The organism is Thiobacillus sp., assembly GCF_030696885.1.
GTDB lineage: Bacteria > Pseudomonadota > Gammaproteobacteria > Burkholderiales > Thiobacillaceae > Thiobacillus.
Map to the genome: position 1 here is coordinate 144,581 of NZ_JAUYRI010000024.1, position 18,356 is coordinate 162,936.

Sequence of the window (18,356 nt, forward strand, 5' to 3'; positions counted from 1 at the left end):
CCTAGACCCAGTCGCGCGCGGTGAGGAAATCGGTGTAGAGCCGCGCCTCCGGCGTGCCGGGTTCGGGGTGCCAGTCGTAGCGCCATTTGACGATCGGCGGCAGCGACATCAGGATCGACTCGGTGCGGCCGCCCGACTGCAGGCCGAACAGCGTGCCACGGTCGTACACCAGGTTGAATTCGACGTAGCGTCCGCGCCGGTAGGCTTGGAAGTCGCGCTCACGCTCGCCGTAGTCGATATCCTTGCGGCGCTGCAGGATCGGCAGGTAGGCATCGAGGAAGGCGTTGCCCACGCTTTGCATCATGCCGAAGGCCTGCTCGAAACCGCCCTCGGCGTAGTCGTCGAAGAACACGCCGCCGATGCCGCGCGGCTCGTTGCGGTGCTTGAGAAAGAAGTAGGTGTCGCACCACTGCTTGAAGCGCGGATGCAGATCGGCGCCGAAGGGGTCGAGCGCGGTCTTGCAGGTGGCGTGGAAATGCTGCGCGTCCTCCTCGAAGCCGTAGTAGGGCGTGAGGTCCATGCCGCCGCCGAACCACCACACCGGGTCTTCGCCGTCCTTCATCGCGACGAAGCAGCGCACGTTCATGTGGACCGTCGGCGCGTAGGGGTTGCGCGGGTGCAGCACCAGCGAGACACCCATCGCTTCCCAGCGGCGGCCGGCGAGTTCGGGCCGGTGTGCGCTGGCCGACGGCGGCAGCTGGCTGCCGAGCACGTGCGAAAAGTTCACCCCGCCGCGCTCCAGGACATTGCCTTCCTCGATCAGCCTCGAAATGCCGCCGCCGCCTTCGGGTCTTTGCCAGGCATCGGTGCGAAAAAGCAGACCGTCGGCGGCTTCGAGCGCGGCGACGATGCGGGCCTGCAAGTCGGTCAGATAGGATTTGACGGCGGCGGTATCGAAAGGCGTGGCAGGCATCAGGGGCGGAGAACGGTTCCGGTGGCAAGATCGATCAGGGTGGACGGACGGCGGCGCTGGCCGATGCGGCCTGCAATCACGCGCACCCGCGTACCGAACATTTTGCGGCATTCCGCCGCGGTTTTGGCAGGTTTTTTGCCGCTGGGATTGGCGCTGGTGGAGACCAGCGCCATGCCGAGGCTGCGGCACAGGCGCGCGGCGCCGGCATGGGCGGTGACGCGCACCGCAATCGTCGGACGATGACCGGTGAGCAGCGGTGGGCAGGCCGAGGACGCCGGCACCACCCAGGTGACCGGGCCGGGCCAGCTGCGCTGCAGCCGTGCGCGGTCGGCGGGCGTGAGCGGACGGATGAAGGGCTGCAGACGCTTGAAATGGTCGGCGATCAGCAGCAGGCCCTTGGCGGCGCTGCGGCCCTTCAGCCGGATCAGCCGCTTCAGCGCGCGGACATTGCGCGGGTCGCAGCCGAGGCCGTAGCAGGATTCGGTCGGGTAGGCGACGAGGCCGCCACGCCGCACGTGTGCGCGGATCGCGTCCGCCTCACTCTTCACCCCTCACGCCTCACTTCTTCCGGTCCAGCGCACGCCAGCCGATATCGCGGCGGTATTGCATGCCGTCGAAGCGGATCGCTGCCACCGCTTCATAGGCGCGCTTCTGCGCCATGCGCACGCTGTCGCCCAGCGCGGTCACCGCCAGTACGCGGCCGCCGCTCACCACGGTGCGGTCGTCCTGGGTTGTCGTGCCGGCGTGGAAGACATGCAGGTCGTCGGCGGCGGCCGGCAGCGGGCCGAGGACGGCGCCTTTTTTCGGCGCGTCGGGATAGCCTTCGGCCGCAAGCACCACGGCGAGCGCGGTGCGGCGGTCCCATTCGGCTTCGACCTGGTCGAGCCGGCCGTCGACGGCGGCGTCCAGAAGCATCACGAGATCGGACTTCAGCCGCAGCATGATCGGCTGGGTTTCCGGGTCGCCCATGCGGCAGTTGAACTCCAGCACCTTGGGCGCGCCATCCGCACCGACCATGATGCCGGCATACAGAAAACCGGTGAAGCGGATGCCGTCGGCCGCCATGCCGTCGACGGTGGGGTGGATCACTTCGCGCATGATGCGCGCATGCAGTTCGGGGGTGACCACCGGCGCCGGCGAGTAGGCACCCATGCCGCCGGTGTTGGGCCCGATGTCGCCGTCGCCCAGGCGCTTGTGGTCCTGGCTCGACGCCAGCGCCAGCACGTGCGCGCCATCGACCATGACGATGAAGCTGGCTTCCTCGCCGATCAGGCATTCCTCGATCACCACGCGATGGCCGGCGTCGCCCATGCTGTTGCCGGCGAGCATGGCGTCGACCGCGGCGTGCGCTTCGTCGGCGGTCATCGCCACCACGACGCCCTTGCCGGCGGCCAGACCGTCGGCCTTCACCACGATGGGCGCGCCTTTTTCATTGATGTACGCATGCGCCGCGGCGGCATCGGTGAAGGTGCCGAAGGCGGCGGTGGGAATGCGATGGCGTGCCATGAACTGCTTGGCGAAATCCTTCGAGCTTTCGAGCTGCGCGGCCGCCTGCGTGGGGCCGAAAATCCGCAGGCCGGCGGCGCGGAAGGCATCGACCACGCCGGCCGCCAGCGGTGCTTCCGGTCCGACCACGGTGAGCATGATGTCGGCGTCGGCGCGGACGAATTCGACCAGCGCCGGAATGTCCGTCAAGTCGACATTGACGATGCCGTCTTCGGTCGCCGTGCCGCCATTGCCGGGCGCGACGAAAACCTGGGAAACCTTGGGGGACTGCACGAGCTTCCACGCCAGAGCGTGTTCGCGTCCGCCGGAGCCGATGACGAGGATTTTCATGTGTGTGTGAGGGGCTAGGAGCTAGGAGTTAGGGGCTAGAGAGAGGGACATCGAATTTAGGGGCGCGGCCGATGGCCGCTCATTCCCTAATCCCTAGCCCCTAGATCCTAGCCCCCGGAATCAGTGTCGGAAATGCCGCGTACCAGTGAACACCATCGCGATGCCGTGCTCGTTGGCGGCGGCGATGACTTCGTCGTCGCGCATCGAGCCGCCGGGCTGGATCACGGCCTTGATGCCGGCTGCCGCGGCTTGGTCGATGCCGTCGCGGAAGGGGAAAAAGGCATCACTCGCCATCACCGAGCCGGGCACCGGCAGGCCGGCGTGCTCGGCCTTGATCGCGGCGATGCGGGCGGAGTTGATGCGGCTCATCTGGCCCGCGCCGACGCCGACGGTCATCCGATCCTTGACGTAGACGATGGCGTTGGACTTGACGAACTTGGCGACGCGCCAGGCGAACAAGAGGTCGTCCATTTCCTGTGCGGTCGGCGCGCGGTTGGTGACGGTCTTCAGCTCGCCGTGCAGCAGCACGTCGGCATCCTGCACCAGCAGGCCGCCGGCCACGCGCTTCATGTCGAGCTGGGCCAAGCTACCCGACCACTGGCCGCATTCGAGCAGGCGCACGTTTTTCTTCGCGGCGACGGCGGCGGAGGCTTCGGGGCTGACTTCGGGCGCAATGATGACTTCGACGAACTGGCGCTCGACGATGGCAGCGGCGGTCTCGCCGTCGAGCCGGCCGTTGAAGGCGATGATGCCGCCGAAGGCCGATTCGGGATCGGTCTGGTAGGCGCGGTTGTAGGCCTCCAGCAGGCTGCTGCCGTAGGCCACGCCGCACGGGTTGGCGTGCTTGACGATGACGCAGGCGGGTGCGCTGTCGAACAACTTGACGCATTCGAGCGCGGCGTCGGTATCGGCGATGTTGTTGTAGCTGAGTTCCTTGCCCTGGATCTGGCGCGCGGTCGCAATCGTGCCGGCGGGGGCGTTTGCCTCGACGTAGAAGGCACCGGCCTGGTGCGGGTTCTCGCCGTAGCGGCAGGTCTGCGCGCGGGCGAACTGCAGGGTCAGCTGCTCGCCGAAGGTTTCGTGCTCGCCGGCTTCGTTCAGCGCAGTGAGGTAGTTGCTGATGTGGCCGTCGTACTGTGCGGTGTGGGTGAAGGCCTTCTTCGCCAGCTTGAAGCGGGTGGCATCGGTCAGCGTGCCGCCCTGGGCCTGCATTTCGGTGACCAGTGCCGGATAGTCGGCGGGGTCGGTGACGATGGCGACGTGGTGATAGTTCTTGGCCGACGAGCGCACCATCGCCGGGCCGCCGATGTCGATGTTCTCGATCGCGTCGTCGAGCGTGTGCGGCTTCGACACCGTGGCGACGAAGGGATAGAGGTTGACGCACACCAGGTCGATGTAGGGCATGCCGTGCTTTTCCATGGTGGCGACGTGCTCGGGCAGGTCGCGCCGCGCAAGGATGCCGCCATGTATTTTCGGGTGCAGCGTCTTGACGCGGCCGTCGAGCATTTCGGGAAAGCCGGTGTATTCGCTGACGTCGATCACCGGGAGACCGGCGTCGCGCAGCGCCTTGGCGGTGCCGCCGGTGGACAGCAGTTCAACGCCGCCACCGGCGAGCGCGCGGGCGAAATCGACGAGGCCGGTTTTATCCGATACGGAGAGCAGGGCGCGCTGGATTTTCATTGGGCGATTTTCAGGGAAGCTTTAATCGGAGAGACTGTGTTCGCGCATTTTCTTGCGCCTGTTTAATCGGAAAGGCCATGTTCGCGCATTTTCTTGCGCAAGGTGTTGCGGTTGATGCCGAGCATGTCGGCGGCGCGCGTCTGATTGCCTTCGGCGCGATCGAGGATGTAGGCCAGCAGGGGTTTTTCCACCGCGCTCAGCACCATGCCGTAAATCTCGCTCGGCGTTTCGCCGTCGAGGTCCTTGAAATAGCGGTTGAGCGATCGCCGCATGCACGCGGCGATTTCGTTTTCTTCGATCATGTTGAAGTTCCCCTTTATGCCGCGAGCCGCGAGGCGGGCAGCATGTCTTCCGCGTTGTTGTTGTGGTGTTCGGTTTCGTAGCGCAGCCGGGTGTTGGCACGCGCGGCCTGCGCGAAGTAGTCGTTGACTACGGTGAGCTGTTCGGCCACCGAGTCGAGCCGATTCATGGTGTGGCGGAATGCGCTGCTGCCGACCAACCCCCGGGTGTACCAGGAAATGTGCTTGCGCGCGATGCGCACGCCGGTGACGTCGCCATAGAACGCATACAGGTCATGGATGTGTTCGAGCAGCACTTCATGGATTTCGGCGACTTGCGGCTGCGGCAGGTGCGCACCAGTCTGCAGGAAATGCTCGATCTCGCGGAAAATCCACGGCCGGCCCTGCGCGGCGCGGCCGATCATCACGGCGTCGGCACCGGTATAGGCCAGCACGAATTGCGCCTTTTCTGGCGTGGTGATGTCGCCGTTGGCGATGACCGGAATTCTCGCCGCCGCCTTCACCGCGCGAATGGTGTCGTATTCGGCTTCGCCGGAGTAGCCGCAGGCGCGGGTGCGGCCGTGCATCGCCAGCGCCTGCACCCCGGCATTCTCGGCGATGTTGAGAATGTTCAGCGCATTCTTGTGCTCGCGGTCCCAGCCGGTGCGGATCTTCAGCGTCACCGGCACCTCGGGCACCGCCTTCACCACTGCGTCGAGAATGCGTCCGACCAACGCCTCGTCCTGCAGCAGCGCCGAGCCGGCCATCACGTTGCATACTTTCTTGGCCGGGCAGCCCATGTTGATGTCGATGATCTGCGCGCCGCGCTCGACGTTGTGGCGCGCGGCTTCGGCCATCATCGCCGGGTCAGCGCCGGCGATCTGCACGCTGATCGGGTCGACCTCGCCTTCGTGGTTGGCGCGGCGTGCCGTCTTGGCCGAACCGTACAGCAGCGAATTCGACGTCACCATCTCGGACACGGCCATGCCTGCGCCGAGCTTTTTGCAAAGCTGGCGGAAGGGCCGGTCGGTCACCCCGGCCATGGGGGCGACGACGAGACGGTTCTTGAGGACGTGGTGACCGATACGCATAAGGAGGGGCATTTTACCCTCCCTGCGGCCGCCCACCAAGCCGGACATGCGCGCGTGCGCGGGCTGGAATCGCGCAGGCGGATCGACTAGGATGCGAAGGTAGCACCCATCAAACACTGCAGGAGGAATGCATGAGCATCGTGTCTGAATTCAAGGAATTTGCGGTCAAGGGCAATGCGATGGACCTGGCGGTCGGCGTCATCATTGGCGCCGCCTTCGGCAAGATCGTCGACTCCATCGTCAAGGACCTGATTATGCCGATCGTCGGTGCGGTGTTCGGCGGCTTTGACTTCTCCAACCTGTTCGTTGCCCTCGATTCCGTGCCGGCCGGCACGGTGATGACGCTGGAGGGCTTGAGGGAGGCCAATGTGCCGGTGTTCGCCTACGGCAATTTCCTCACCATCCTGCTCAATTTCATCATTCTGGCCTTCATCGTCTTCATCCTCGTCAAGCAGATCAACCGCCTGAAGAAAGAGGCGCCGCCTCCCGCGCCTGCGGCCACGCCGGAAGACATCGTGCTGCTGCGCGAGATAAGGGACAGCCTGAAAAAATAAATCCCATCCTGTTGTGCGGGCGCAACCGGGCCGCGCGTACCCGGTTGCGCCCGGTCTTTTTTGGATCAGGCCACGCCCGGATACCGTTACAATCGTACTACTTGTGGGCGGCCGGATCGGCGGCCTGATTTTCTGACTTGGTTGATGCGGGAGTAGTCAAAATGAAGCGAGCATACGCGGCGGGTTTCCTGGCGGGTTTCTGTGCGTTCGGCAGCGCGGTGGCGCAGGCGGCCGAGATGCCGGAACGCGAGTTCGGGCTGCTGTTCGGCGGCGGCTGGGCGGACAGCAGCCTGGTTGGCGACAAGAACGACGAGGCCAACCCCCTGTTCGGCGTGCGCTACGGCCATCGCCTGGGCAGCAGCAGCAATTTCTTCAGCGACCTGGTCTATGGCCCCTATGACGGCAATCGCACCGGTGTCGGCGACGCCGATGTCACCACGCTGCGCGGCGGCCTCGAATGGCTGTTCTCGAAACAGCAGCGCTACAACTGGTTCATGTCCGGCGGACTGGGCCTGATGAACGTCGATACCGACAACGGCCCCAACTTCACTCGTCCGATGGCCTCGCTGGGCATCGGGCAGGCCTGGGAAGTGGGCGCGAACGATGCGTTCCGCTGGGAAGTGCGCGCCGACCAGTCGTTCGGCAACGACAGTCTGCCGCGTGCCGGCCTCACCAACTTCCAGGCCTTGCTGGGCTATTCCTGGGGCCTAGGCGCGCCGCCGGATTCCGACGGCGACGGCGTGCCGAACCGTCTCGACGAGTGCCCCAATACCCCCCGGGGCGCACAGGTCGACAGCAAGGGCTGCCCGCTTGATTCCGATGGCGACGGCGTCTTCGACGGCCTCGACAAGTGCCCTGGCACCCCGGCCGGCGTGAAGGTCAACGCCGATGGCTGTCCGCTGGACAGTGACGGCGACGGCATCCCCGATTATCTCGACAAATGCCCGAACATGCCCGCGCCCGGCACGGCCGACGGCTGCCCGCCCAAGGCGGCCGAACCCGAGCCGGCACCGGCCGCCGAGCCGCTGGTGCCGCGCAAGCTGACGCTGGAAGGCGTGAACTTCGACAACGACAGCGCCACGCTGCGTCCCGATTCGATTGCGACGCTGGACGCGGCCGCCGCCACGCTGAAGGAGTGGGGCGAGGTCAAGATCGAAGTGGCCGGCCACACCGATTCGGTGGACACCGATGCCTATAACCTCAAGCTGTCGCAGCGCCGCGCCGACGCCGTGCGCGCTTTCCTGATTGAGAAGGGGATTGCCGCGGAACGCCTGTTTGCCAAAGGCTACGGCGAAGCCCAGCCGGTGGCCGACAACCGCACGCCGGAAGGTCGCTTCAAGAACCGTCGCGTCGAACTGATTCAAATGCAGTAAGCGGTTCGCGCAACGCAAAAAAACGGGCACCCTGCGGTGCCCGTTTTTTATGGTCCGGCCGCGCGTCAGTGCGCCGCTTCCCAGTTGCGGCCGGATCCCACGCCCACCCGCAGCGGCACCTTGAGCTCGGCGACGTTGCACATCTGTGCGGGCAGTTCGGCGCGCACGCGGTCGAGTTCGTTTTCCGGCACTTCGAGGATGAGTTCGTCGTGCACCTGCAGCAACAGGCGGCTGGCCAGCTTTTCGGTATCGAGCCAGCCCTGCACCGCGATCATCGCCAGCTTGATCAGGTCGGCCGCGGTGCCCTGCATCGGCGCATTGATCGCGGCGCGTTCGGCGCCCTGACGGCGCTGCGGATTCTTGGCATTGATTTCCGGCAAGTACAGGCGGCGGCCGAACACGGTTTCGACGTAGCCCTGGCTGCGCGCCGCTTCGCGCGTGCGCTGCATGTAGTTGGCCACGCCGGGATAGCGCGCGAAATAGCGGTCGATGTAGGCCTGCGCGGCGCTGCGATCGAGGTTGAGCTGGCTGGCCAGACCGAAGGCCGACATGCCGTAAATCAGGCCGAAATTGATCACCTTGGCCATGCGCCGCTGGTCGCTGCTGACTGCGTCGAGCGGCGTGCCGAACACTTCGGACGCGGTCGCGGTATGGATGTCGCGGTCCTCGGCAAAGGCTTTCAGCAAGCCGGCATCATCCGACAGGTGCGCCATGATGCGCAGTTCGATTTGCGAATAGTCGGCCGACACCAGCAGGTGCCCCGGCGGCGCGATGAAGGCCTCGCGAATGCGGCGGCCCTCGGCGGTGCGCGCAGGAATGTTCTGCAGGTTGGGGTCTGAACTCGCCAGTCGCCCGGTGACCGCGGTCGCCTGCGAATAGCTGGTGTGCAGGCGGCCGGTTTTCGGATGCACCATCTGCGGCAGCTTGTCGGTGTAGGTCGATTTCAGCTTGGCCATGCCGCGGTAGTCGAGAATCGCCCGCGCGATCGGGTGGTCGAGCGCCAGCAGTTCCAGCGTTTCCTCGTCGGTCGAAGGTGCGCCGCCGGGGGTTTTCTTGACCACCGGCAGGCCCTTTTGCGTGAACAGGATGTCGCCGATCTGCTTCGGCGAGCTCATGTTGAACGGCTGCCCGGCTTCCTGGTAGGCGCGCTGTTCCAGGTCCAGCATTTTCCTGCCGAGCTCGCCGCTTTGCACCGCCAATAAATTTCGATCCAGCAGCACGCCGGTGCGCTCCATGCGGAACAGGATTTCAGCCACCGGCAGTTCGATCTTGCGATAGACGAACTCCAGCGTGTCGGACGCTTCGATCTGTGGCGCCAGCGCATCGCGCACGCGCAGCGTGACGTCGGCGTCTTCCGCCGCGTATTCGCTGGCGCGGGCGATGTCGACCTGCTCGAAGCCGATGCGCGACGCGCCCTTGCCGGTGACGTCGTCGTAGCTGATTGTGGCGAGCCCGAGATGACGCGACGCCAGATTGCCGAGTTCGTGCGACTGGTGCGCTTCCAGCACGTAGGACTGCAGCAGCGTGTCGTCGACCACGCCGCTGCCTTCGATCCCACCCAGCGCGATGCCGTGGTTGGCAAAGATGTGGCGGTCGTACTTGAGGTGCTGGCCGATGATTTTAGGTTGAGGGTTTTCCAGCAGCGGCTTCAGTTTCGCCAGCACGGCGGCGCGATCGAGCTGCGCGGGCGCGCCGGCATAATGATGCGCCAGCGGCAGGTAGGACGCCTCGCCGTGGGTGATGGCAAACGACATCCCGACCAGCTCGGCCTGCATCGGGTTGAGCCCGGTGGTTTCGGTGTCGAGCGCAAAGCATGTCGCTGCGTCGAGCCGGGCGATCCAGGCGTCGAGCTGGGCCTCGGTGAGGATCGTTTCGTAGCAGGCGCGGTGATCGCCGCTGCAATCCTGTTCCGGCGGGGCGGTCTCGCCGGTGGCGGCGGCGTCGAGTTCGCGCAGCCAGCTGCGGAATTCGTAGCGTTCGAACAGCGCGCGCAGCGCGGCGGAATCGCGCGGCTTCAGCACCAGGTCGTCAAAATCGAAAGGCAGTGCGACATCGCACTTGATGGTGATCAGCACGCGCGCCTGCGGCAGCCAGTCGCGCGCCGCGCGCAGGTTGTCGCCGACCACGCCCTTGATCTCGTCGGCATGCGCCACCAGGTTGTCGAGCGTACCGTATTCGGCGAGCCACTTGACGGCGGTCTTGGGGCCGCATTTGGCGACGCCGGGCACGTTGTCGACCGCGTCGCCGACCAGCGTGAGATAGTCGATGATGCGCTCGGGCGGCACGCCGAACTTGGCGGTGACGCCGGTCGGATCCAGCGTTTCCTCGCTCATGGTGTTGACCAGCGTCACGTGGTCGTCGACCAGCTGCGCCATGTCCTTGTCGCCGGTGGACACGATGCTGCGGATGCCTTTCCGGGTGGCGTGCTGCACCAGCGTGCCGATCACATCATCGGCCTCGACGCCGTCGATGACGACCAGCGGCCAGCCCTCGGCACGGATCACTTCATGCAACGGCTCGATCTGGCTGCGCAGGTCGTCCGGCATGGCCGCGCGCGTGGCCTTGTAGTCGGGATAGAGGTCGTCGCGGAAGGTCTTGCCCTTCGCGTCGAACACGCAGGCGATATAATCGGCCGCATGGTCCTTCTGCAGCCGGCGCAGCATGGAGAGCACGCCCTTGATCGCATTGGTCGGCTCGCCCGCCGCGTTGCGCAGATCGGGCAGCGCATGGAAGGCGCGGTACAGATAGGACGAGCCGTCCACCAGCAGCAGGGTTTTTCTGGATTGACTTACACTGGGCGGGTTCAAACTGGAATCGTTCACGAGGCGCTCGAAAATGCATTTTGATAAATTGCCTGCCAACGCCGACCCGGGGCGTACCGCCGAGATCAACTACTCGGCGCGCGAATCGTGGCGGATGCTGGGGATTATGGCAGAGTTCGTCGAGGCGACCGAACGCCTGGCCTCGATCCGGCCGGCCGTATCGATCTTCGGCAGCGCGCGCACGCCGCCCGACCATCCGTATTACACGCTGACCGAGGACATCGCACGCAAGCTGTCCGATGCGGGCTTCTCGGTCATCTCCGGCGGCGGCCCCGGCATCATGGAAGCGGCCAACAAGGGCGCCTACTTCGGCAAGTCGCCCAGCGTCGGCCTCAACATCCAGCTGCCACACGAGCAGAGCGCCAACGCCTATCAGGACATCAGCCAGACCTTCCAGCATTTCTTCGCGCGCAAGGTCATGTTCGTCAAGTTCGCCGCGGCCTATGTGGTGATGCCCGGCGGCTTCGGCACGCTGGACGAGCTGTTCGAGGCGCTGACGCTGGTGCAGACCGGAAAAATCGCGCATATTCCCATCATCCTGGTCGGATCGAGTTTCTGGTCGGGATTGGCCGACTGGGTGAAAGCCTCGCTGATCGGCGAAGGCATGATCTCGCCGGGGGATATCGATTTGCTGCACATCACCGACAAGCCTGAAGAGGTGCTGGAGGCCATCTTCAGCCATTATGAGAATCGCGGCTTCATGCCGTCGCAGGCCGAGCGCGAAATCCAGCTCAGCCTGTAAGTTGTGTGTCGCCTGCCCGAAAAGGCAGGCCTTCCGGAGTCCACTATGCGTTATGCCGTTTTATTGCTGACCCTGCTGATGAGCGGCCTCGTTGCCGCCGCCTCGCCCTCCGATCGTCCGCCGGATCTGAAGCCGGTGCCCGACGGCGCCCCCGGCCCCGACGATGCGCCCGCAGTGACAATCACGCCGAGCAGCCAGGGGCGTGTCGTCGAATATCGCGCCAACGGCAAGCTGTACATGCTGAAAGTCATCCCCCGGGTCGGCAAGCCGTATTACCTGATCGACTCGAAAGGCGACGGCCAGTTTGCCCGGCAGGAGGGTCTCGATTCCGGCATGCGGCCGCCGATGTGGGTGGTCAAGGAATTCTGATCGCGGTGCGCGCGTGTTCTGTTACAAGCGCGCACCTGAATCGTCGTGCGCGTCGGTTAAAATCCGCCGCATGAATACTCCCTCCAACGAAGACATTCCGCGCAAGGTCGCGGCCAGCCAGGGCTTCCACTGGGTGGTCGAAGGCTTTCGCCTGTACCGCAAGACGCCCCTGCTGCTGTCCGCCGCATTCGGTGTGCTGTTCGGCATTGTGATGGCGCTCGGCTTGATCCCTGTGGTGGGCGCTTCGCTGTCCGAACTGGCCTCGCCGCTGATGGTGGCCGGCTTCATGGCGGCATACCGCATGCTCGACGATGGCCAGGAACTCGAACTGCCGCATTTTCTGGCCGGCGTGCAGGGGCCGCTGATTCCGCTGATGGCCGTCGGCGCGGTGCAGTTGCTGGGCGCGCTGCTGATCGGTCAGGTCATGTTCGGCATGGGCTTCGACCCGCAGGCCGTGATGGAGGCGGCCAAGCGGGGCGATGCCACGCCGCAGGAGATGCAGGCGATCCTGAACCAGTCCATGCCTGCCATGCTCACCGGTCTCGTCCTGTTCACCCCGCTGATCATGGCGACCTGGTTTGCCCCCGCGCTGATCCTGTTTGGCGGCGCGCGCGCCGCCACCGCGCTGGGCGTCAGCCTGCGGGCCGTCGCCCGCAACTGGGCGGCGATGATCGTCCATGCCATGACGCTCGGCCTGTTGCTGGTTCTCGCGTCGCTGGTGCCGATGCTGCTGGGGCTGCTGGTGGCGATGCCGATCCTGTTCGGCTCGCTGTATGCCTCGTATCAGGCGATCTTTGCGGTGTGGGCGGACGACGCGCCTGCGCCCGACAACGTGGCCTCGCTGTAGTCAGGCTGGCGACAATTTGGCGTAGGCCAGCGCCAGCCACTTGGTGCCGGCTTCGCGAAACTTCACCTGCACCCGCGCGTCGGATCCGCGCCCCTCGAAATCGATGATGATGCCGGTACCGAACTTGGCGTGCGCCACGCTCTGGCCGACGCGGTATCCGGTGTCGTTGCCGCTCTGCGGGCTGCGCGGCGCCGCCGGTGCGCTGTAGCCTGACGGGCTGGCAGGCGCGCTGCGGCGATTGAGGTGCATCAGCACCTGCTCCGGCAGTTCGTCCAGAAAGCGCGACGGCAGGCCGTAGCGGATCTGGCCGTGCAGCATGCGCGACTGCGCGTGCGACAGGTAGAGCCGCCGCCGCGCGCGGGTAATCGCCACGTACATCAGCCGTCGCTCTTCTTCCAGGCCGTTTTCTTCATGGGTACTTTGTTCGTGCGGGAACAGGCTTTCCTCCAGCCCGGTGATGAACACCGCGTGGAATTCCAGCCCCTTGGCGGCGTGCACCGTCATCAGCTGCAATGCGTCGTGACCGGCGCCGGCCTGGTGCTCGCCGGCTTCGAGCGCGGCGTGGGCCAAAAAGGCATCGAGGGTGTTCTCTTCCGATTCCTCGGAGAACAGCGCGGCGGCGTTGACGAGTTCGTTGAGGTTTTCCAGGCGGTCGGCGCCTTCCTTGTCGGCGCGGTAATAGTCCGCCAGGCCCGAAGCCTCGATCACATGGTCGATCGCTTCCGTCAGCGGCAGGTCGCGTGTGGTGGATTTGATGTCCTCGATCAGCTTGGCGAAGCCGGCCAGTTTTCCGCTGCTGGTGCACGCCGCCTGCCACAGGCTCGCCCCCGAGCGCGCGGCGGTGTCGGCCAGTTGCTCCAGCGTGCGCGCGCCGATGCCGCGGGTAGGGAAGTTCACCACGCGCAGAAAGGCGCCGTCGTCCTCCGGATTGGTCAGCAGACGCAGGTAGGCGAGCGCGTGCTTGATTTCCTGGCGCTCGAAAAAGCGCAGGCCGCCATAGACCCGATACGGCACGCTGGCCGAGAACAGCGCGTGTTCCAGCACCCGCGACTGCGCGTTGGAGCGGTACAAGAGCGCCATGTCGGACAGGTTCACGCCCTCGCGGTTGAGCGCGCGCACTTCGTCGACCACGAAGCTCGCCTCGTCCTGGTCGGAGTAGGCATCGAAGATGCGGATCGGCTCGCCGTCGCCTTCCGCGGTCCACAGGTTCTTGCCTAGCCGGTGCGCGTTCTGAGCGATCAGCGTGTTGGCAGCGGTAAGGATGTGGCCGTGGCTGCGGTAGTTCTGCTCCAGCTTGATCACGTTGCCGTGCGCGAACTCGCGTTCGAACTCGGCCATGTTGGCGGTGTTGGCACCACGAAAGGCATAGATCGACTGGTCGTCGTCGCCGACGGCAAACAGCGCCGTGTGCGGGCCGGCCAACAGCTTCAGCCAGCGGTACTGCAGCGTGTTGGTGTCCTGGAACTCGTCGACCAGGATGTGGCGGAAGCGGTCCTGGTAATGCTGCCTGAGCGGTTCGTTGCGGTACAAAAGCTCGTAGGCGCGCAGCAGCAGCTCGGGGAAATCCGCCACCCCCTCGCGCTGGCATTGCGCGTCGTAGGCCTCGAAGAGCTCCGCCATGCGCATCGAGTATTCGTCGAAGGCCTCGGCGTCGCGCGCGCGCCGCCCGGCTTCCTTGTGGCTGTTGATGAACCACTGCACTTTCTTCGGTTCGTATTTCTCGGTATCGACGTTCAGCGACTTCAACAGCCGCTTGATCGCCGACAGCTGGTCGGCGGAATCCAGAATCTGGAACGACTGCGGCAAGCCCGCCTCGCGCCAGTGCGTGCGCAGCAGTCGGTTGGCCAGGCCGTGGAAGGTGCCCACCCACATGCCACGCGTGTTGATCGGCAGCATCGCCGAAATGCGCGTCATCATTTCCTTCGCTGCCTTGTTGGTGAAGGTCACTGCGAGGATGCCGTGCGGCGACACCTGGCCGGTCTGGATCAGCCACACGATGCGGGTGGTCAGCACGCGCGTCTTGCCTGAGCCTGCACCCGCCAGAATCAGTGCCGATTCGTGCGGCAGCGTGACGGCGGCGCGCTGTTCGGGGTTGAGGTTTTCCAGCAGATGGGCGGACATACGGGGGTAAAATCGGGCGATCAATGACGAATTATAAGGGGGGAGCGATGGTGAGAATCCTGTTTTTCGGCGATCTGGTGGAGTCGCTCGGCATGGCCTCGGACGAAATCGAGCTGCCGCCCGACGTCACCGATGTCGAGCGCCTGCTGTTCGTGCTGTCGCAACGCGGCGAGATGTGGAAGAAGATGCTGCTCGGCAACCCCAAGCTCAACGTCACCCTCAACAAGCAGTTTGCCGAAAAATCCTCGCCGGTGAAGGACGGCGACGAAATCGCGCTGGTGGGATTCTCGGTGATCTGAACCCGACCGCGTCCCGCTTGAAAGTCTGACCGACATGATTCTTTCAACCCTGCGCCGTCCACGCCGCTCGCTGCTGGCGGCCGGCCTGGTGTTTCTGCTCGCCGCTGTGCTGTCGGCGCTAATCGTCTGGAAGCTGGAAGCGAATGCGCGGGTTACCGAGCGGGCGCGTGTGGCGCATCTGACCGCCAACCATGCCCACGCCATCGAGCACACCATCGAGCGCGCCCTGTCCGCGACCCAGGCCTTGGCGGCGCTGGTTCGCCAGGGCAATGGCCAGGTGCCCCATTTTGAAAAAACGGCCCGTTCGATCCTGCCGTTTTATCCCGGTGTCTCCGCACTGGCGCTGGCGCCGGATGGCGTGATCCGCCACATGGCGCCCATGCGCGGCAACGAAGCGGCCATCGGACTGGACCTGTTCACCCTCCCGGCACAGCGCAGCGAAGTGGAACTTGCCCGCGACAGCGGCAGGCTCACCCTGGCCGGTCCCCTTGAGCTGGTGCAGGGCGGAATGGGGATGGTCGGGCGGCTGCCGGTGTTTCTTGATGACACCCGTGGCCAGCCCGTCTTCTGGGGTTTTACGCTGGTCGTGATGCGCCTGCCCGGCGCGTTGGACCTCGATTATCTGGCCCACCTGGACGAGCAGGGCTTCGCCTACGAGTTGTGGCGCCTCCATCCCGACACGAAAGAGCGGCAGACGATTGCGCGCGCCCCGGCCGCTGCGCTGATCGAGCCGGTGGAGCAGGCCCTGCAGGTGCCGAATGCAACCTGGACGCTGAGCGTGGCACCGGTTCGTGGCTGGGGCCGCCCGTTTGACCTGGCGTTGAAGGCCACGCTGGGGCTGGTCATCAGCCTGCTGCTGGCGTATCTGACCCGGCTGTTGGTCGAGCTGCAGTTGTACCGGCAGCAGCTCGAGGCGCGCGTGGCCGAGCGCACGGCCGACTTGCAGCGTGAACAACGCAAACTGCAGGCCACGCTCGACGCCATCCCCGACCTGGTCTGGCTGAAGGATGCGGACGGCGTCTATCTGAGCTGCAACCCGATGTTCGAACGGTTTTTCGGGGCCAGCGAGGCAGACATCGTCGGCAAGACCGACTACGATTTTGTCGACCGCGAACAGGCGGACTTCTTTCGCGAGCACGATCGTGCGGCGATGGCCGCCAGCAAACCCAGCATCAACGAGGAATGGCTGCGCTTTGCCGACGATGGCAGCCGCAGGCTGTTCGAGACGATCAAGACGCCGATGATCGATGCGGCCGGCAAGCCCATCGGCGTGCTGGGCATCGCCCGCGACATCACCGCGCGGGTGCAGGCGCAGCGCGAACTGCTGGAGGCCCAGCAGCGGGCGCAGCAATACCTGAGCATCGTCGGCGTGATGCTGATCGCCCTGGATGCGGAAGGCCAGGTGCAGCTCGTCAACCGCAAGGGCTGCGAGATGCTGGGCGCCACCGAGGCTGAGATCGTCGGCCGGGACTGGATTGACCATTTCCTGCCCGAGCGCATCCGCGACACCGTGCGGGCCAATTTCATCCAGATGGTGCAGGGCAACATCGCCCCGGTCGAGTATATGGAAAACGCCATCCTGACTCGCAGTGGGGAGGAGCGCATGGTCGCGTGGCATAACGCCGTCATGCGGGACGAGGAGGGCCGGATCACCGGCATCCTCGCGTCGGGCGAGGACATCACCGAGCGCAAACGGTCCGAGGCGCAGCTCCGCCTGGCCGCCCAGGTGTTCGAGCAAAGCGGCGAGGGCATCCTGATCACCGATGCCCAGCTCAACATCATCATGGTCAACCAGGCGTTCACCGCCATTACCGGCTATAGCGAGGCCGAGGCGCTGGGCAAGACACCGCGCCTACTGTCTTCCGGGCGACATGAACCGGAATTTTTTCGCGTGATGTGGGATGACATCCGCACGCAGGGGCGCTGGCAGGGCGAGGTCTGGAACCGTCGCAAGGACGGCAGCCTGTATCCGGAGCAGCTCTCGATCATCCGGGTGCTCGACGCGCAGGGCGAGGTCATCCATTACATCGGCATTTCAAGCGATATCACCCAGCACAAGGAAGCGCAGGCTCGCATTCAGCGGCTGGCGCATTTCGACCCGCTCACCGGCCTGCCCAACCGGGCCCTGCTCAACGACCGGGTGAACCACGACCTCAGCACGGCCCAGCGCAATCATGCGCCGCTGGCCGTGCTGTTCGTCGACCTCGACCATTTCAAGAACGTCAACGACACACTGGGCCACCGCGTCGGCGATGAGTTGCTGGTCGCGGTCGCTGGCCGACTGAAGGCCGTGGTACGCGATGTGGATACGGTGTCGCGCCAGGGCGGCGACGAATTCATCCTGATCCTGCCCGATACCGGTGCCGACGGGGCCGGGCATGTGGCGGGAAAGCTGCTGGAAGTTTTTGCGAAGCCCTATCAGATCGAGGACTTCGAGCTGACCATCACGCCGTCCATCGGCATTGCCCTGTATCCCGGGGATGGTGAGGATTTCGAGGCGCTGTCCCGCAGCGCCGACGCGGCCATGTACCGTTCCAAGCACGACGGCCGCAACACCTTCCGCTTTTTCACCGCGGAAATGCAGGCGCGTTCGGCCCACAACCTGCAAATGGAGAACGCGCTGCACCGCGCACTGGAACGCGACCAGCTGCTGCTGCACTTTCAGCCGCAGCTTTCCCTGCCCGACAATCGTCTGATTGGCGTCGAGGCGCTGCTGCGCTGGCAGCATCCCGAGCTGGGCATGATCGCGCCGGCCGACTTCATCCCCATTGCCGAAGAGAGCGGACAGATCCTGCCGATCGGCGAATGGGCGCTGCGCACGGCTGTGCAACAGATGAAAGCGTGGATGGATGCCGGCCTCGCGCCGATGACGATGGCGGTCAACCTGTCGGCCGTGCAGTTTCGCCATCCGCAGCTGCCGGAACGGGTGGCGCAGATTCTCGATGAAATGAAACTGCCGCCGCAGTATCTGGAGCTGGAACTGACCGAAAGCGTGGCCATGGACGATGCCCCGACAGCGATCGCAATCATGGATCTGTTGCACGCGCGTGGCGTCCGCATGTCGATCGACGATTTCGGCACCGGCTATTCCTCGCTGAGCTATCTCAAGCGCTTCAAGGTCCACCGGCTCAAGATCGACCAGTCCTTCGTGCACGACATCGGCGAGGATCCGGAGGACCGGGCCATCGTCAGCGCCATCATCAGCCTGGCGAAGAGCCTCGGCCTGCATACCATCGCCGAAGGCGTCGAGACCGAGGCGCAGCTCGCCTTCCTGCGCGAGCAGGGCTGCAACGAGGTGCAGGGCTATTACTTCAGCAAGCCGATGCCGGCCCACGCATTCGAGGCCTTCGTGCGCGCCCGCCATCCCGCGGCCTGGCGGGCGTGAACGCGGCGGGGCACGACGCAATCCGTTTCGCGCAGAGGTTTAACAA

General features: G+C 65.2%; 15 protein-coding genes. 7 read left to right on the forward strand and 8 right to left on the reverse strand.

The genetic code is table 11. The features are described from left to right. Position 1: 1 nt before the first annotated feature. The 6 genes from hemF to dusB all read right to left on the reverse strand — a co-directional run bounded on the left by hemF (position 2) and on the right by dusB (position 5,798). Complete coding sequence (gene hemF, locus Q8R61_RS11855) at positions 2–913, reverse strand: oxygen-dependent coproporphyrinogen oxidase (protein ID WP_305537481.1); 912 nt, start codon at positions 911–913, stop codon at positions 2–4. After that, entirely contained in the window at positions 913–1,461 is a 549-nt protein-coding gene (locus tag Q8R61_RS11860) for an L-threonylcarbamoyladenylate synthase (RefSeq protein WP_305537483.1), read from the reverse strand. The genes hemF and Q8R61_RS11860 overlap by 1 nt, the downstream gene beginning before the upstream one ends. 10 nt (positions 1,462–1,471) lie before the next feature. After that, positions 1,472–2,749: a phosphoribosylamine--glycine ligase gene (gene purD, locus Q8R61_RS11865; RefSeq protein WP_305537485.1), complete on the reverse strand. Its 1,278-nt coding sequence runs from the start codon at positions 2,747–2,749 to the stop codon at positions 1,472–1,474. 120 nt (positions 2,750–2,869) lie between these two features. After that, entirely contained in the window at positions 2,870–4,429 is a 1,560-nt protein-coding gene (gene purH / locus Q8R61_RS11870) for a bifunctional phosphoribosylaminoimidazolecarboxamide formyltransferase/IMP cyclohydrolase (RefSeq protein ID WP_305537487.1), read from the reverse strand. A 62-nt stretch (positions 4,430–4,491) separates the two neighbouring features. Next, the gene (locus Q8R61_RS11875; RefSeq protein WP_305537489.1) at positions 4,492–4,731 is read right to left on the reverse strand and encodes a helix-turn-helix domain-containing protein; all 240 of its coding nucleotides are present in this window, start codon (positions 4,729–4,731) and stop codon (positions 4,492–4,494) included. 14 nt (positions 4,732–4,745) lie between these two features. Then, the gene (gene dusB / locus Q8R61_RS11880; protein ID WP_305537741.1) at positions 4,746–5,798 is read right to left on the reverse strand and encodes a tRNA dihydrouridine synthase DusB; all 1,053 of its coding nucleotides are present in this window, start codon (positions 5,796–5,798) and stop codon (positions 4,746–4,748) included. A 131-nt stretch (positions 5,799–5,929) separates the two neighbouring features. On the opposite strand from dusB, the gene mscL reads away from it, so the two are divergent. Together mscL and Q8R61_RS11890 are read left to right on the forward strand one after the other, a co-directional pair. Beyond that, positions 5,930–6,352 carry a large conductance mechanosensitive channel protein MscL gene (gene mscL / locus Q8R61_RS11885; RefSeq protein ID WP_305537491.1) on the forward strand — a complete coding sequence of 141 codons (423 nt, stop codon included), beginning with the start codon at positions 5,930–5,932 and terminating at the stop codon, positions 6,350–6,352. 161 nt (positions 6,353–6,513) lie between these two features. Continuing rightward, positions 6,514–7,725: an OmpA family protein gene (locus tag Q8R61_RS11890; protein WP_305537493.1), complete on the forward strand. Its 1,212-nt coding sequence runs from the start codon at positions 6,514–6,516 to the stop codon at positions 7,723–7,725. 65 nt (positions 7,726–7,790) lie between these two features. On the opposite strand, the gene polA is transcribed toward Q8R61_RS11890, so the two are convergent. Next, positions 7,791–10,547 carry a DNA polymerase I gene (gene polA / locus Q8R61_RS11895; RefSeq protein ID WP_305537495.1) on the reverse strand — a complete coding sequence of 919 codons (2,757 nt, stop codon included), beginning with the start codon at positions 10,545–10,547 and terminating at the stop codon, positions 7,791–7,793. Positions 10,548–10,560: 13 nt separating this feature from the next. Here polA and Q8R61_RS11900 point away from each other — a divergent pair, with 13 nt between their 5' ends. From Q8R61_RS11900 to Q8R61_RS11910, 3 genes are all read left to right on the forward strand, one after another. Next, positions 10,561–11,289 carry a TIGR00730 family Rossman fold protein gene (locus Q8R61_RS11900; protein WP_305537497.1) on the forward strand — a complete coding sequence of 243 codons (729 nt, stop codon included), beginning with the start codon at positions 10,561–10,563 and terminating at the stop codon, positions 11,287–11,289. A 45-nt stretch (positions 11,290–11,334) separates the two neighbouring features. Next, positions 11,335–11,658 carry a DUF2782 domain-containing protein gene (locus tag Q8R61_RS11905; protein WP_305537499.1) on the forward strand — a complete coding sequence of 108 codons (324 nt, stop codon included), beginning with the start codon at positions 11,335–11,337 and terminating at the stop codon, positions 11,656–11,658. A 70-nt stretch (positions 11,659–11,728) separates the two neighbouring features. Continuing rightward, positions 11,729–12,505 carry a BPSS1780 family membrane protein gene (locus Q8R61_RS11910; protein WP_305537501.1) on the forward strand — a complete coding sequence of 259 codons (777 nt, stop codon included), beginning with the start codon at positions 11,729–11,731 and terminating at the stop codon, positions 12,503–12,505. Here the strand turns inward: Q8R61_RS11910 and uvrD are convergent, their stop codons facing one another. Further along, positions 12,506–14,626, reverse strand: coding sequence for a DNA helicase II (gene uvrD, locus Q8R61_RS11915; RefSeq protein WP_305537503.1), 2,121 nt, complete (start codon positions 14,624–14,626; stop codon positions 12,506–12,508). A gap of 47 nt (positions 14,627–14,673) precedes the next feature. Between uvrD and Q8R61_RS11920 the strand changes: the two genes are divergently transcribed. Both Q8R61_RS11920 and Q8R61_RS11925 read left to right on the forward strand, forming a co-directional pair. Beyond that, positions 14,674–14,925 (forward strand): MoaD/ThiS family protein, encoded by a 252-nt coding sequence (locus tag Q8R61_RS11920; protein WP_305537505.1) that lies wholly within the window; start codon positions 14,674–14,676, stop codon positions 14,923–14,925. A gap of 34 nt (positions 14,926–14,959) precedes the next feature. Further along, positions 14,960–18,310, forward strand: a complete 3,351-nt coding sequence (locus Q8R61_RS11925; protein WP_305537506.1) for an EAL domain-containing protein — start codon at positions 14,960–14,962, stop codon at positions 18,308–18,310. Positions 18,311–18,356 lie beyond the last annotated feature (46 nt).

Coding starts and splice junctions, on each gene's coding strand:
- Q8R61_RS11905 (WP_305537499.1), top strand. CDS start 11,335: ATGCGTTATGCCGTTTTATTGCTGACCCTGCTGATGAGCGGCCTCGTT.
- mscL (WP_305537491.1), top strand. CDS start 5,930: ATGAGCATCGTGTCTGAATTCAAGGAATTTGCGGTCAAGGGCAATGCG.
- purD (WP_305537485.1), bottom strand. CDS start 2,749: ATGAAAATCCTCGTCATCGGCTCCGGCGGACGCGAACACGCTCTGGCG.
- Q8R61_RS11925 (WP_305537506.1), top strand. CDS start 14,960: ATGATTCTTTCAACCCTGCGCCGTCCACGCCGCTCGCTGCTGGCGGCC.
- uvrD (WP_305537503.1), bottom strand. CDS start 14,626: ATGTCCGCCCATCTGCTGGAAAACCTCAACCCCGAACAGCGCGCCGCC.
- purH (WP_305537487.1), bottom strand. CDS start 4,429: ATGAAAATCCAGCGCGCCCTGCTCTCCGTATCGGATAAAACCGGCCTC.
- Q8R61_RS11890 (WP_305537493.1), top strand. CDS start 6,514: ATGAAGCGAGCATACGCGGCGGGTTTCCTGGCGGGTTTCTGTGCGTTC.
- Q8R61_RS11910 (WP_305537501.1), top strand. CDS start 11,729: ATGAATACTCCCTCCAACGAAGACATTCCGCGCAAGGTCGCGGCCAGC.
- Q8R61_RS11920 (WP_305537505.1), top strand. CDS start 14,674: ATGGTGAGAATCCTGTTTTTCGGCGATCTGGTGGAGTCGCTCGGCATG.
- Q8R61_RS11875 (WP_305537489.1), bottom strand. CDS start 4,731: ATGATCGAAGAAAACGAAATCGCCGCGTGCATGCGGCGATCGCTCAAC.
- hemF (WP_305537481.1), bottom strand. CDS start 913: ATGCCTGCCACGCCTTTCGATACCGCCGCCGTCAAATCCTATCTGACC.
- Q8R61_RS11900 (WP_305537497.1), top strand. CDS start 10,561: ATGCATTTTGATAAATTGCCTGCCAACGCCGACCCGGGGCGTACCGCC.
- dusB (WP_305537741.1), bottom strand. CDS start 5,798: ATGCGTATCGGTCACCACGTCCTCAAGAACCGTCTCGTCGTCGCCCCC.